Origin of the sequence: Campylobacter concisus (assembly GCF_003049735.1) — a bacterium.
GTDB lineage: Bacteria > Campylobacterota > Campylobacteria > Campylobacterales > Campylobacteraceae > Campylobacter_A > Campylobacter_A concisus_AN.
Genome location: NZ_PIRM01000002.1, coordinates 1 through 13,705, shown reverse-complemented (window position 1 = coordinate 13,705; position 13,705 = coordinate 1). Strand labels below are relative to the sequence as shown.

Genomic DNA, 13,705 nt, shown 5'->3' with positions numbered 1-13,705 from the left:
CTTTTTAAATCCCTTTAAAATTTTTAATTTCTATTCAAAATTCTTAATCAAAATTTTATATTCAAAATTTTTATAAGATTGCGTTAAAAATCATATTAATTAAATTTATAATTTTTAGAATTTTACTTATTTTGATATTAGAATACCAATTTTTTAAAACTAAAAATCTAAATATAAATATTAAGTAAGATTTAATTTTATTTTCAACTTTAAATACTAGAATAACTAAAGGCAAATATCTTTTAAAGGGAGAAAGATGAGCTTAAATAGACGAGAATTTTTAAAATTCGGTGCTGGAGTTAGTATGGTTGCATCGTCCTTGCCGGGCGGTGCTTTAGAAAATGCTGCAAAGCAAGATGAGAAGTACGTCCGTAGCTTTTGCGAGATGTGCTCTTCAAGATGCCCTATCGAAGCAAAGGTCGTTGATAATAAAATTTGCTTCTTAAGCGGTAATCCAAAAGCTGGCGGTACGGCGACTTCGCTTTGTGCAAGAGGTGGCTCTGGTTTTAGTCAGCTTTATGACGAACATAGAGTCAAAAAGCCTTTGATCAGGGTTGGTGAGAGAGGCGAAAATAAATGGCGCGAGGCCAGCTGGGACGAAGCACTTGATCTAGTTGCTTCAAAAATGCTTGAGATCAAGCAAAAGTATGGCCCAGAAAGCTTTGTCTTTACCTGTAAAAGCTCGCAAACACATAAGCTAATGGTAAATTTTGCCTCAGCTTATGGCTCGCCAAACTGCTTTTCACACTTTTCGTGCTGTCCGATCACATATCAGATGGTCTGTGAGCAGATGTATGGCATAGCTAAGCTAAAAAGAGACTTTGCAAATGCAAAATACGTTGTAAATTTTGGTCACAATCTTTTTGAAGGCATCGTCATAGCTGATGCTAAAAAGCTTGCTAAATTTGCAGCTAAAAAAGATACAAAGCTACTTGTGCTTGAGCCAAGATTTAGCGTGGTGGCTTCAAAGGCTGATGAGTGGCTGCCAGTTAGACCTGGCACTGATCTAGCTTTTGTTCTAGCTATCATAAATACATGGATACAAAATGGCACTTACGATAAGGAATTTATAGAAAAATTTACAATTGGCTTTGATGAGATCGTTAAAAGCGTAGAGGGCAAAACGCCTGAATGGCAAGAGGCAATCACTGGCATAAAAGCAAGTGACGTTAGGCGAATCGCTGATGAAATTTATAAAGCTGCCCCAAGAGTTATTTTTGATTTTGGTCACAAGACAACCACCACAAGAGCTGAATATATGAGGACAAAGGCTATCATGGTGGCAAATGCGATGATGGGCAACTGGGAGGTTAAAGGTGGTCTTTTTGGCGGTAAAAATGCTAAAACCTTTAACAAGCTAGTTGGCGAGGATAAATTTCCAGTTCTTAAAAATCCAGATGATAAATTTAAAGTACCAAAAGTGACTAGACTAGACTTTGCTGGCAAGACTGGTAGGCATAAATTTGTAAGTAGAAAGCATGGCGTTTTGATGGATATAAATGACGCTATCTTAAACGAGAAGCCTTACGCCATAAAAGGCTGGTTTAACATCCGCTTTAATCACCTAATAAACGTTGCTGAGACGATGAAGAGCATAGAGGCGATGAAGAAGCTTGATTTTATCGTGGTAAGCGATGTCTATCTAAACGATATGGCGACATTTGCTGATGTTATCTTGCCTGAGAGTAGCTACCTGGAGCGTGATGAGGGCATAGAGGATAAGTCAGGTCTAAAACCAGCTTATATGATAAGAAATAAAGTTATTGATCCAGTTGGCGACACAAGAGATGGGGCGTTTATCTTTAGAGAGCTAGCACGCCGCATGAAGATAGATGAGCTTTACACTTGGAACGATATACGTGAGTTTAGGATGCAGCAAGCTGGTGGAGATGTAAATTTACTTGCTGCGCTGGAAAAAGATGGCTTTATCACGTGGGATGAGCCGGGAATTTTATTTAGAGAAAAAGGCATGATCGATAAATTTGTCACTAAATATCCAGTTGCTTCTAAATTTATAGGCGAAAATGGCCTAATGGATGATATGGCTAAGCTTAAAACAAAAAGCGGCAAGATAGAGCTATTTTTGCCTGATGTCGAGGCGCAGTTTGAAGGATACGGCGCGCTAAACGATAAAGATATGGATACATTTGACGGACATGATCTTTGTCTAACTTGTGGCAAAACGCCTATTCATACCAATGGCCACACTCAGGCGGTGCCGTCGCTTCATGATCTTATGAGTGATAGCCCTATCTGGATAAATCCAAAAACAGCTAAACGTAAAAATTTACGAGATGGCGATATGGTCGTGGTGAAAAATAAATTTGGCGAGCAAAAGGGCAAGCTTATGGTGACTGAGGGCATTAGGGAAGATACACTCTTTATCTATCACGGCTTTGGACACATCACTCCAGCTCTTAAGAGTATAGATCACGTGGGGCTAAATACAAGTGTGCTTCTTAATCCGGCCGAAGGGCCAGTAGCTGCGACTATGGTTACAAATGTTGGCGTTAGCATAAGTAAAGCGTAAGGATAGAAAATGAAAAAATATATGATGATACATGATGAAAATTTATGCATCGGCTGTCAAGGCTGCTCGGTAGCTTGCAGAAGTGCAAACAACGTACCAAGGGGACTTTACCGCTTACAGGTGCATGCGAAGATGAGTGGGACATTTCCAAATTTAAAGACTGACTTTTTGCGTCAAAGCTGTGTTATGTGCGAAGATGCACCTTGTGTTGAGGTTTGCCCAACTGGCGCTAGCTTTAAAACAGCCGATGGCGTGACGCTGCTTGATCATAGAATTTGCGTTAGTTGCAAATACTGCATCCTGGCCTGTCCATACGACGCTCGCTACGTCATGCCAGATGGCGAGATAGGCAAATGCACATTTTGCTATGAGAGTAGGCTAGAAGAGGGCAAAGAGCCAGCTTGCGTTAGCGTCTGCCCTACAAATGCCCTAACTTTTGGCGATGTAAATGATGAAAACTCTAAAATTTCAAAGAAATTAAAAGAGAGCAAATACTACTTGCCAAAAGCGGAGCTAAACACAAAACCTTCACTTGCGATGATCGCAAATACAAAAGGAGCACACCATGAATAACATGTCAGGAAGCCTAGCTCAATACTCTGAAATTTACTGGGGTTGGCCGATAGCCGTTTATCTATTTTTAGCAGGACTTAGTGCGGGTGCTAGCATCGTTGCTGTGCTCATTTCAAAAAAATATGGCAAAGAGAATTATTACTTTAAAGCAGCCGCTCTTATCGCTCCATTAGCGATCATCCTTGGACTTGCTCTTTTGGTGCTTGATCTTGGCAAACCGCTTAGCTTTTACTGGATACTCTTGCTTTACAACTTCGACTCAGTCATGTCAATAGGTGTTGCACTGCTTCTAGTCTATACGCCTCTTAGCGTTATATACGCGCTTGGCGCATTTAAAAACGAGATCGCAATGCTTAAAATTTCTCTTTTTGACGTGGTTGCAAATTTTGCTAGTAAGCTTTCAAGCCTACTTGAAATTTTACTTTTTATCCTAGGCATTGGCGTTGGTGCATATACAGGCTTTTTGCTAAGTGCAGCTCACAAGATCGTACTTTGGAATACATCAGTCTTACCGGTATTATTTTTAGTATCAGGCTTGAGCTGTGCTGGTGCATTTACGTTACTTGTTGGCGTGTTAAAAGATAAGGCAAAAAGGCAAAACGATATTGCACACTATTTATTAAAATTTGATTTTTTTGCGATTATTGCCGAGTTTTTGCTCATAGTCGCTCTATTTATGGTTGTAAAAGGTGCAAGCACAAGTGGTGCACAGAGCGTAGCAAACGCACTTAGTGCAAATTCTCTTGGGCTGATGTTTTATATTGGCGTCATTGGTTTTGGTATGGCTTTGCCTATCATTTTAGACTTAAGCGTTTTAAAGGTGCATGATTTTAAACGCGAATTTGCCGTGATCAACGCATTATTCGTAATATGTGGTGTCTTTTTGCTAAGGTGTTACATTGTCTATGCGGGGCAAATTTTTATTTAATGCTTAAAAAATAATTTTAATTTTGAATTTACCTATTAAATATTACAATAGGGCTGAATCTTAATAAGACTTATTTTTTAGGAGAGAGATTTGAAAATTTTGCTTTTAGAAGATGATTTAGGTTTTCAAGAGAGCGTCTGTGAGTTTTTGCAGACGCTTGGTTATGAAGTTACAGCGGTGAGCGATGGCCAAGAAGCGTGTGATCTGATAGAGAAAAATTTCTATCATCTTTTTATACTTGATATAAAAGTCCCTGGCGTAAATGGACATGAAGTTATCAAGTACATAAGGAGCTTAAATCCAAACGCTCCTATCATGATAACAACATCTTTAGTTGATATAGGCGATATGGCTATTGGCTACGAGCTTGGCTGTAACGAATACCTAAAAAAGCCATTTGAGCTTGCTGAGCTTAAATTTAGAGTAGCTGAGCTTATGAGAAAATACTATGGAACTGACGATAAAAACATAGTAAAGATCAATGACGAGTTTAGCTTTAATCTAAACAAGCGTGCGCTATTTAAAAACGGCAAAATGGTCGATCTTAGTGCAAAAGAAGTCGCACTTGTTGAGTGTCTAGTTTCACATCTAAATTCTTACGTCAGCATGGAAGAGCTAAGAGATCTTGTCTGGAATGATAAAGAGATAGAAGGCGCTGATATTAGAATGCACGTTTTAAAGATAAGAAACAAAACAACTAGTGACTTTATCACTTCAAAGAGGCGTATAGGCTACAAGATAGATGCACAAGAGCTTTAAGATCCAGATCATAGCGACATTTGTGATAATGTCGCTTTTTTGTTTTCAAAGCTTTGTGATCTTAAATTTAAGCCAAAAAAATAGTACTTCAAAAGCTCTTTTTGGTGCGATGAAGCATGAAACTATTATCAAAAATTCGTTTTTAAAAAATGAAAATATAACTCCTTCTTTAAATTATAAATTTGCAATCTATGATGTAAATTTTAATCCTATTATTTCAAATCTCGCCAAGCAGCCAAGCAACTTTAAATTTGTAACACTTGAAGAAAATGGCTGCTTGTTTTATAAAAGTTTTTTTATAAAGGATAAAACGCCTTATTACATTGTCGTTGAAAAAGAGCTTGATAATGAAAAAAGCATATTTCTAGCGGCACTTATGCTCATTGTCATCCTTGTGGCGGTGCTTTTTATCGTCTATTTTTTATATCTAAGCAGCGTTAAGCCTTATAAAGAGTTTCAAAAATATATGAACAACTTCTTTAACGACGCCATGCACGAGCTAAAGACCCCACTTGGTGTGGCTGGCATGAACCTTGAGATGCTTGGACTTGAAAACAAGTATATAACCCGCATCAAAAACGCCCTAAAACAGATGCAAATAACCTACGAAGATGTCGAGTATTTTATAAAGCGAGGCTACATAAAATTCCTACTTGAGCGGCTAAATTTAGGCGAATACATAATAGAGAGAGTGAAATTTCTCTCAAGCGTGGCTGATGTTAAGCATATCGTGGTAAAGACAAATTTGGCAAGCGATGCATTTACTATGCTAAGCAGAGTTGAAGCTCAACGTATCATCGATAACACCATCACAAACGCCATAAAATACAGCCCAAAAGAGAGCGAGATAATAGTAAATTTAGAGCTTGAAGCAGACCGCATAAATCTTAGCGTGCAGGACTTTGGCAAGGGGATAAAGGACGTCAAAAAAGTCTGGAAAAGATACGTCAGAGAGGATGAAATCCAAGGCGGCTTTGGTCTTGGGCTAAATATCGTCAGCGAAATTTGCCAAAAACATGGCATTACATACGGCGTTGATAGCGTCTACGGCGAGGGTAGCACCTTTTATTATAAATTTAAACGAGCTTAAATTAAGCATAAAAGCGTAAAATGAAGCCTTAAATTTAGAAGGAAAAACTTTGGATAGAATCGTTGAAATCGAAAAAGTAAGCTTTGAAAATGACTTTGAAGTCTCGCTTAGACCGACAAAATTTGAAGACTACATCGGCCAAGAAAAGATCAAGCAAAATTTAGATGTCTTTATAAAAGCAGCCAAAAAGCGAAACGAGTGCCTAGATCACGTGCTATTTTACGGCCCTCCAGGACTTGGTAAAACAACCCTTGCTCACATCATAGCAAACGAAATGGGCGTAAGTATAAAAATGACTGCAGCGCCAATGATAGAAAAGAGTGGCGACCTGGCGGCGATCCTTACAAATTTACAAGAGGGCGACGTGCTTTTTATCGATGAGATCCACCGTCTAAGCCCAGCTATCGAGGAGGTGCTTTACCCTGCGATGGAGGACTTTAGGCTAGACATTATCATAGGCTCTGGCCCAGCTGCCCAGACTATCAAGATAGACTTGCCAAAATTTACGCTCATTGGTGCAACGACACGTGCTGGCATGATCTCAGCGCCTTTAAGAGACCGCTTTGGAATGGATTTTAGGCTACAGTTTTACACAAGCAGTGAGCTAAGTCGTATCGTGCAGATCGCCTCAGCTAAGCTTGGCAAAGAGTGTGACAAAAATGCCTCGCTTGAGATCGCCAAACGCTCACGTGCCACGCCTAGGATCGCTCTTAGACTATTAAAGCGAATTCGCGATTTTGCCGAGGTAAATGACGAGCAAATCATCAGTCACGAGCGTGCAAAAGAGGGACTTAATGCACTTGGTGTAAATTCGCTTGGATTTGATGAGATGGATATTAGGTATTTAGAAATTTTGATGCAAGCAAGACGCCGTCCTATGGGTCTTAGTACGATCGCTGCGGCACTTAGTGAGGACGAGGGCACGGTTGAGGACGTCATCGAGCCATATCTACTTGCAAATGGCTTTATCGAGCGCACCGCAAAGGGCAGGATCGCAAGTGCGAAGTGCTTTGAGACATTTAACATCAAGATCGATATCGAAAAAGGGCTTTTTGAGTAGCAAAATTTAAATTTGGAGCAAAAATGAGCGAGCCACATCTTTGTCCTAAGTGCGAGCAAAGGACGATTTACTTTGATGGGATCTGCTATGATTGCAGACAAAAAGAGAAACTGGAGTTTTATCAAGGCTTAAGCGAGGCTGAGATTAAACAAAAGCTAAAAAATGTCCTAGCTCACACAGACGAGATAGGCAAATATGATGAAATTTACAGCGATCTTGTCTATATTTTCTACCTATACGGCATTTGTGATGAGCAGATAATAAGAGAAGTGACCAAGCAGGGCGAATACTATCCATTTGAAATTTACAAAAACGCTCCAAGTGACGTGAGAGATGAGCTCATAAGTAGTCTAAGTGGCGCTGAAAATACGGTAAAAATCAATCACATCCTTTGTGCACTTGCATGGCAGGGCGATGAGGTGGTGAGGGAGCTATTTTTTAAACTTTATAAGGCGCCAAAGCCTTGGAAAGCAAAGCTTCACGTTGGTACTGACGCATACGCCAAGGTTGCTGGCTGGAGCTTTGACGAGAGTGGCAAGAGAAAAAGCCTAGTTTTTGATAGGTGTTTTACATGTGAGCCAAGCCAAAACGCAGATGCAAGCGTTAAATTTAAAGCACTAAGCGATGAAAAATGTAAATTTTGTAGCGGTGAGATGCTGGAATTTATCATTAAAAAAGAGAGCTTAAAACGACTTGGCTTAGAGCTTAAAAACAATGCTGTGCTTAAATTTTGCCCAACATGCGTTGGCCTTGTGCAGTACTTTTGCCAAAATGACGGCAATAGCGTGCAAACAAAGATAGTAGGCGAGGGTGAGAGTGAGGACTATTTAAGAGACGCTGTGGCAACGCTTGATGGGCAAAATTTCGAGCTAGCCAGCGAGGTTTGCGCTCACTACTCGTATATGATAGATAGTGAAATTTTGCTTGGAGGATATCCGCAGTGGGAGCAAGATGCTGAGTATTTAAAATGTCCAAAATGCAGCAAAAGCATGAAATATCTAGCACAAATTCCTCTTGGAAGTCTAGTAGATGGCGAGGGAACTATATATGTTCAAATATGTGATGAATGCGAGATCGTTGGGGCAAATTTTCAGTGCACGTAAAAGGCTAAATTTGTAGGAGCTTTTGAGCTAGAAATTTTGCGTAAAACTATAAATTTATCTAAATTTACTAAGCGCCAGTAGCATGCTAAAAATACCCAAAGCCTAGCCACAATTGCTAGCTTTACAAGCTTGATGGCAAAGAGATTGAGCAAATTTGGGAAGCAAATGAGCAGCTTTAATAAATTTGCTATAATTACCCCATTTTAAGGGAGCAAGATGAACAATAGACTATTTTTTGGAATTTTTGTATTTTGTGCTTTGGCTTTAGTGGTCTATCTTTTTAAACCTTATCTGCTTGATATTTTTATCGCTGCACTGCTTGCTGTCGCGGTTTCAAATGTCCAAATCGCATTTTTATCGCTTACCAAAAACCGAAAGACGCTTTCATCGGCTCTTACCACATCTGTGCTTCTTTGCTTATTTATCGCCCCACTTCTTTATGCGGTGGTTGAGATCGCAAAATACGCGGCTGGCTTTGATATAAACAATGTTACAAAGACTATAGAATTTATCAAAAATTATGATTTTAGGATGCCTGAGTCGATAAATTTTTTAGAGCCAAAGATAAAAGAATTTATTGGCGGACTTGATATTAAGATGCTTTTTTCTCAACTTGCGACAAATCTTGCAAGTCTAGGTAAGTTAAGCCTTAAATTTGGCGTTGATATGATTATTATTTTGGTCTTTTTCTTCTTTTGCAATCTTTATGGCAATGAACTAATCAGCTATCTAAAATATGCACTTCCGCTAAAGCAAGATGACACAGAGTCTATTTTAAGCGAAGTTGGCAATGTGATGAGTGTCGTTTTTTATTCAACCATTGCAAATATGATAATACAAGGCTTTTTATTTGCTATTATCACAAGCTTTTACGGCTATGACGGCGTGCTAACTGGCATCTTTTTTAGCTTTGCTTCACTAATCCCAGTTGTTGGCGGTATTTTGGCGTGGGCGCCTATTAGTATTTATGAGTTTGCAAATGGCAACACAGCAGCAGCGATAACTATCGCAATTTATACGATCGTAGTGATCTCATTTGCAGCTGATACGCTTTTAAAGCCACTTGTTATTAAATTTATAAACTCAAAGCTGGTCAAAATACCAACAAAGATAAATGAACTTCTTATATTTTTTGCGATGCTCGCCGGCATCACGACATTTGGGTTTTGGGGTGTGATCCTTGGACCAGCGATCGTGACATTTTTTATCTCGACTATCAAACTTTATACGCTTTTAAGAGAGAGAAATTTTGTATAAAAATAGGAATAAATATGATCTATGAAGATAAATTTATAAAAATCGAGCGTGAAGACAATGAGCTTCCTTGGATAAAAATTTTTACCATTAAGCCATTTCGTGAGCTAAGCGATTGCGATGAAGCGAGTAGGGCAAGGCTATTTGAAGCGATGCTTATAAGCGAAAAGGCTATGCTTGAGTTTTATAAACCAACCAAAATAAACATTGCAAGCTTTGGAAACTACGTGCCACACGTGCATATTCATGTTATTGCTAGATTTAGTAGTGACTCGTTTTTTCCAGATAGCGTTTGGGCTAATCCAAAAAGAAAAAGCGAGCTTGCGTTGCCAGAATTTGATAAATTTGCAAAATTTTTAGAAGAAAAGTTAAGGGCTAGTTTTTGAATAAATATAAAAAATATCTTAATGTCTATATCGTTTTTATCTTTATCATAGTACTTGGAGGGCTTTTTTACTTTCTTTACAGCTCTTATATGGCTGAAAAGATGCAAAATAATATGCGAGTCTTTTTTGATTACCAGGTAAAACAGCTTAATAAAAGCATAGATGATGAGAAATTTTCATCAATGGCGATCTCTATCCTGCTTGCTCAAAATGAGTCTATACAAATGTGTTTGCTAGGTCAAAGCCGCGATGAATGCATAAAAAATATCGAAAATTTAACCAAAACCCTTGGTGCAGCTTCGATGTATAACAATATTAAGCTTCACATTTATGATAAAGATCTAAAAAGCTATGTAAGGAGCTGGGATCTAAACAGATATGGCGATATGATCGCTAGTAGTAGGTTTTTAGTGCAAGAGTCAAGGCATCAAAACAAGCCCATGGTCGGTATCGAGGCGTGGTATGCTGGAACGCATATAAGGGCTGTCTCAAACGTAATACGTGATGGTAAAATTATTGGCAACATCGAGGTTTTGTTAAATTTTGACTCACTTGGAAATTATTTTAAAAAGCAAGGAATTGATCTATTTGTTCTTTTGGCAAAAGATAAGATGCCATCTCGTAAAAGCATTCCGAGTGATCAAATTTTAAATGATTATTACATCGAAAATTTAAGCAGTGCAAATTTAAATATAGTAGGTTTTTTGCGTGATATTAATTTTAAAGAATATGAATTTTACGTTTATAAAACACACTACTTTTGCGTGGTTCCATTAATAGACGCTAGCAACACACAGATAGGCTATTATGTGCTTCATGTAAATACTAATGAAAAAGAGCGAAATATTTCACAAAATTATTTTGAGTCAGAAGAGCTTTTTTAATTTAAGCTATTTAATAAAAATTTATTTGTATTTTAGATAGAAATGGTGGAAGCGAGGGGGATCGAACCCCTGTCCAAAAACAAAATGCATACAGCCTCTACACGCTTAGTAAAAGTGAAAATTTCATCTAAAAAGGCTCACTTTCCAAAACCAAAATTTAGACTAAGACTAAAATTTCAGCTAGCAAGCAGTCACTTTGCGAGCCTACTCTAGCTAAATTACTTGCTTTTGTCCTAGCTAGAATTAGACTAAGCAAGGCTCAACTGAACTTACGCAGCTTTAGCGTAAGCAGGAGCGAAATTAACGTTGTTTGCGTTTAAATTTAATTTGAGCTTTTTACGCTTTGCTCAAAGCGACGTGCCACCGTACACACTCTGCTCCTGTCGAAGCCAAGTCGCTCCCAAAAATAAAATGGTTAGTGAATTATTTAGTTAAGTTTTGCAGGCACATCAATGATTTTTGGCTCAAGAACGCTAAAATATTCAAAATCGTTCTCGACGTCATCTTTATATTTATTGAACTGATCACTAACAAGCAGCAACCAATCTATAAATTTATCATTTGCTGGCCCTTTTAGACTTCTTGCTTCTTGAGCTATCTCTTCAGCTAAAGTTGTAAGCTTTAATATCGGATCAAGATGCATGAATCCTGCTGCTGATTTAATATTATGAAAAATCCTAGTAAGCTCTAAGATACTATCTTTATATTTATCAGCTCTTCCTAAATTTATTATCAAAGGCTCTAGTAAATCGCACATTAAAGCATAGTGAGATAAAAATTCTTCAACTATATCATAAGAGTAATCTATTTCAAGCCTTTTTAATATACCCATTTTTATGTCCTTAAGAAATTGGCGTAATTGTAGCAAAAATTTGATAAAATTGTTAGCCTTTTAGCTAAAAATCCTTGGAGCTTGCAATGAAAAATGAAAAAACTCAGAAGAAAAAACTAAGCATAAATGATATAAAAAACAAAAAAGGCATTGAGCCTATTGTAATGATAACAGCCTATGATGCGTTATTTGCTAAGCTTTTTGATGATTATGCTGATATTATTTTGGTTGGTGATAGCTTAAATATGAGTTTTAATATGCAAGAAAGCACGATAAGTGCGGACATGAATACCATGCTTTATCATACAAAGGCCGTTTGTAACGGAGCCAAAAATACTTTTATCATGGCTGATATGCCATTTGGTAGCTACACAAATGAAAAGCAAGCGATAAAAAATGCGATGAAATTTTTCAAACAGACAAATGCCGATGCGGTAAAACTCGAAGTTGGCATGCACCAAGTAAATTTAGTGAAGCGCCTTTGTGAAGAGGGCATAAACGTTATGGCTCACATTGGCTTAAAGCCTCAGTTTTATAAATTTGAAGGCGGTTATAAGATAAAAGGCAGAAGCGAGATCGAGGCGAAAGAATTAATTGAAGAGGCTTTAGCGTTTGAGCAAGCTGGAACATTTGGTATCTTGCTTGAGGGTACGATGAGTAGCGTGGCTAGCGAGATAACAAAGCAAGTTCATATACCAGTTATTGGCATTGGGTCTGGAGTAAATGTCGATGGACAAGTGCTTGTGTGGTCTGATATGCTTGGTTTTTTTGAAGACTTTAAACCAAAATTTGTAAAACGCTATCTTGATGGAGCGGATATTGTAAGAAAGAGTGTGCAATCCTACGCAAATGATGTAAAAGGCAAAATTTTTCCAAGTGAAGAATTTTGCTATTAGGATGATTAATATCCGCGTTAAATAAAAAGCGTCAAAAGGCTATCTATTTTAAATTTCTTTATAGCCTTTTATATCAAGACCAAAACCTGCTAAGCTTACAAATTCTTTATTTTTATTTGAGCTTAAAAGCTCAATTTCGCTTATGCCAAAATACTTTAAAATTTGTGCCCCAATGCCATAATCTTTTTGTGAGCTTGTATCGCTTTTATTGCTGTCTAAAAATAGCAACACTCCGCCATTTTTACTTAAAAAATCCAATGCCTTTAATAAATTATCAAATTTATCTCCGCTTAAAAGCTCATGGTCTTTGCTTATTTTTTGAAATTTTACATTAGTTTGCGCTTTTATCTCTCCGAAAACATAGGCAGCGTGATTTTTATTTTCATGATCTTTTATGTCATATCTTTTTGCTTCAAAACCACAGATTTTTACACTCTTTGCAGGCGAAACTTCTATTAAGCTTTCGTGACTAAGTCTGTATTCTACTAATTCAGAAACGCTTATCATATTTAGGTTAAATTTTTTACAGAATTCCTCCAAATAATCACGTCTTGCCATTGTACCATCTTCTTTTACAATCTCACAAATCGCTGCCATTGGACTAACGCCAGCAAGTTTGCAAAGATCAACTGATCCTTCAGTGTGACCTGTACGAACGAGGACACCACCTTTTTTTGCAATAAGCGGAAATATATGCCCAGGCCTTACAAAATTTTCAGGCACCGAATCAGTACTAGCAGCAAGTCTAATCGTCATATCACGCTCATAAGCACTTACGCCTGTCGTTGCCTCCTTTGCATCAATTGTAACAGTAAATGCGGTTTCGTGACTGGATGTATTTTTAGAAACCATTAGTGGCAAATCAAGTCTTTTTGCGTTTGCTTCATCCATCGCAAGACAAAGCACACCTTTTGCATGAGTGATCGCAAAATTTACCTTTTGCATATCGCTACTTGCCGCTGAAAAGACCAAGTCTCCTTCATTCTCACGGTCCTCGTCATCGACCATAATTACCATTTTGCCATTTTTTATATCTTCGATCGCTTTTAATACATTTTCAAATGCCATAAATTTCCCTTATTAAATTTTTACGATTATATTGATTTTTTGATAACTTAGAGATAAAAATATTAATTTTGATTTGTCTTGTATCAATTATTTAGAAATTTTAGAAAAGATTTATTTTTAAGTATATGCGATTTAGTAGCGAAAAATTAGATTTTATTTTTTAATTTATTTTATGTGTAAAATTTTAAAACATAAATTTTTTAATAAAATACAGTATTTTTTAAGAATAGCAATAACTGGGAAAAAATGGAAGTTAAAGAATAAAAGATGGCGCAGCGGACGGGGCTCGAACCCGCGACCTCCGCCGTGACAGGGCGGCATTCTAACCAACTGAACTACCGC

13 protein-coding genes and 1 other RNA gene are annotated in these 13,705 nt (G+C 37.6%); 11 read left to right on the top strand and 3 right to left on the bottom strand.

What is annotated here, in order from left to right:
- The first annotated feature begins 256 nt into the window (after window positions 1–256).
- The 10 genes from phsA to CVS97_RS04360 all read left to right on the top strand — a co-directional run bounded on the left by phsA (window position 257) and on the right by CVS97_RS04360 (window position 10,567).
- Entirely contained in the window at window positions 257–2,530 is a 2,274-nt protein-coding gene (gene phsA / locus CVS97_RS04405; RefSeq protein WP_107785213.1) for a thiosulfate reductase PhsA, read from the top strand.
- Between the two features lie 9 nt (window positions 2,531–2,539).
- On the top strand, window positions 2,540–3,103 hold the full coding sequence (locus CVS97_RS04400; RefSeq protein WP_087577645.1) for a 4Fe-4S dicluster domain-containing protein: 564 nt from the start codon (window positions 2,540–2,542) through the stop codon (window positions 3,101–3,103).
- The gene (nrfD, locus tag CVS97_RS04395) at window positions 3,096–4,031 is read left to right on the top strand and encodes an NrfD/PsrC family molybdoenzyme membrane anchor subunit (protein WP_107785212.1); all 936 of its coding nucleotides are present in this window, start codon (window positions 3,096–3,098) and stop codon (window positions 4,029–4,031) included. The genes CVS97_RS04400 and nrfD overlap by 8 nt, the downstream gene beginning before the upstream one ends.
- Window positions 4,032–4,121: 90 nt before the next feature.
- Window positions 4,122–4,790, top strand: a complete 669-nt coding sequence (locus tag CVS97_RS04390; protein WP_054196949.1) for a response regulator transcription factor — start codon at window positions 4,122–4,124, stop codon at window positions 4,788–4,790.
- The gene (locus CVS97_RS04385) at window positions 4,774–5,880 is read left to right on the top strand and encodes a sensor histidine kinase (protein ID WP_107785211.1); all 1,107 of its coding nucleotides are present in this window, start codon (window positions 4,774–4,776) and stop codon (window positions 5,878–5,880) included. The genes CVS97_RS04390 and CVS97_RS04385 overlap by 17 nt, the downstream gene beginning before the upstream one ends.
- 49 nt (window positions 5,881–5,929) lie before the next feature.
- Entirely contained in the window at window positions 5,930–6,940 is a 1,011-nt protein-coding gene (gene ruvB / locus CVS97_RS04380; protein ID WP_072595167.1) for a Holliday junction branch migration DNA helicase RuvB, read from the top strand.
- A gap of 23 nt (window positions 6,941–6,963) precedes the next feature.
- Window positions 6,964–8,043 (top strand): cytochrome C, encoded by a 1,080-nt coding sequence (locus CVS97_RS04375; protein WP_107785210.1) that lies wholly within the window; start codon window positions 6,964–6,966, stop codon window positions 8,041–8,043.
- 216 nt (window positions 8,044–8,259) lie between these two features.
- The gene (locus tag CVS97_RS04370) at window positions 8,260–9,300 is read left to right on the top strand and encodes an AI-2E family transporter (protein WP_103576258.1); all 1,041 of its coding nucleotides are present in this window, start codon (window positions 8,260–8,262) and stop codon (window positions 9,298–9,300) included.
- A 14-nt stretch (window positions 9,301–9,314) separates the two neighbouring features.
- Entirely contained in the window at window positions 9,315–9,683 is a 369-nt protein-coding gene (locus CVS97_RS04365; RefSeq protein WP_103600176.1) for an HIT family protein, read from the top strand.
- Window positions 9,680–10,567, top strand: a complete 888-nt coding sequence (locus CVS97_RS04360) for a cache domain-containing protein (protein WP_084109392.1) — start codon at window positions 9,680–9,682, stop codon at window positions 10,565–10,567. Before CVS97_RS04365 ends, CVS97_RS04360 begins: the two co-directional genes overlap by 4 nt.
- 43 nt (window positions 10,568–10,610) lie before the next feature.
- Here CVS97_RS04360 and ssrA read toward each other — a convergent pair.
- Together ssrA and CVS97_RS04350 are read right to left on the bottom strand one after the other, a co-directional pair.
- Window positions 10,611–10,969, bottom strand: a transfer-messenger RNA (tmRNA) gene (gene ssrA, locus CVS97_RS04355).
- A 25-nt stretch (window positions 10,970–10,994) separates the two neighbouring features.
- Complete coding sequence (locus CVS97_RS04350; RefSeq protein ID WP_103618948.1) at window positions 10,995–11,399, bottom strand: phosphorelay protein; 405 nt, start codon at window positions 11,397–11,399, stop codon at window positions 10,995–10,997.
- A gap of 86 nt (window positions 11,400–11,485) precedes the next feature.
- Here CVS97_RS04350 and panB point away from each other — a divergent pair, with 86 nt between their 5' ends.
- Window positions 11,486–12,295: a 3-methyl-2-oxobutanoate hydroxymethyltransferase gene (gene panB, locus CVS97_RS04345; RefSeq protein WP_107785209.1), complete on the top strand. Its 810-nt coding sequence runs from the start codon at window positions 11,486–11,488 to the stop codon at window positions 12,293–12,295.
- 48 nt (window positions 12,296–12,343) lie between these two features.
- On the opposite strand, the gene CVS97_RS04340 is transcribed toward panB, so the two are convergent.
- Complete coding sequence (locus CVS97_RS04340) at window positions 12,344–13,363, bottom strand: bifunctional 3,4-dihydroxy-2-butanone 4-phosphate synthase/GTP cyclohydrolase II (protein ID WP_087586386.1); 1,020 nt, start codon at window positions 13,361–13,363, stop codon at window positions 12,344–12,346.
- Window positions 13,364–13,705: the final 342 nt, after the last annotated feature.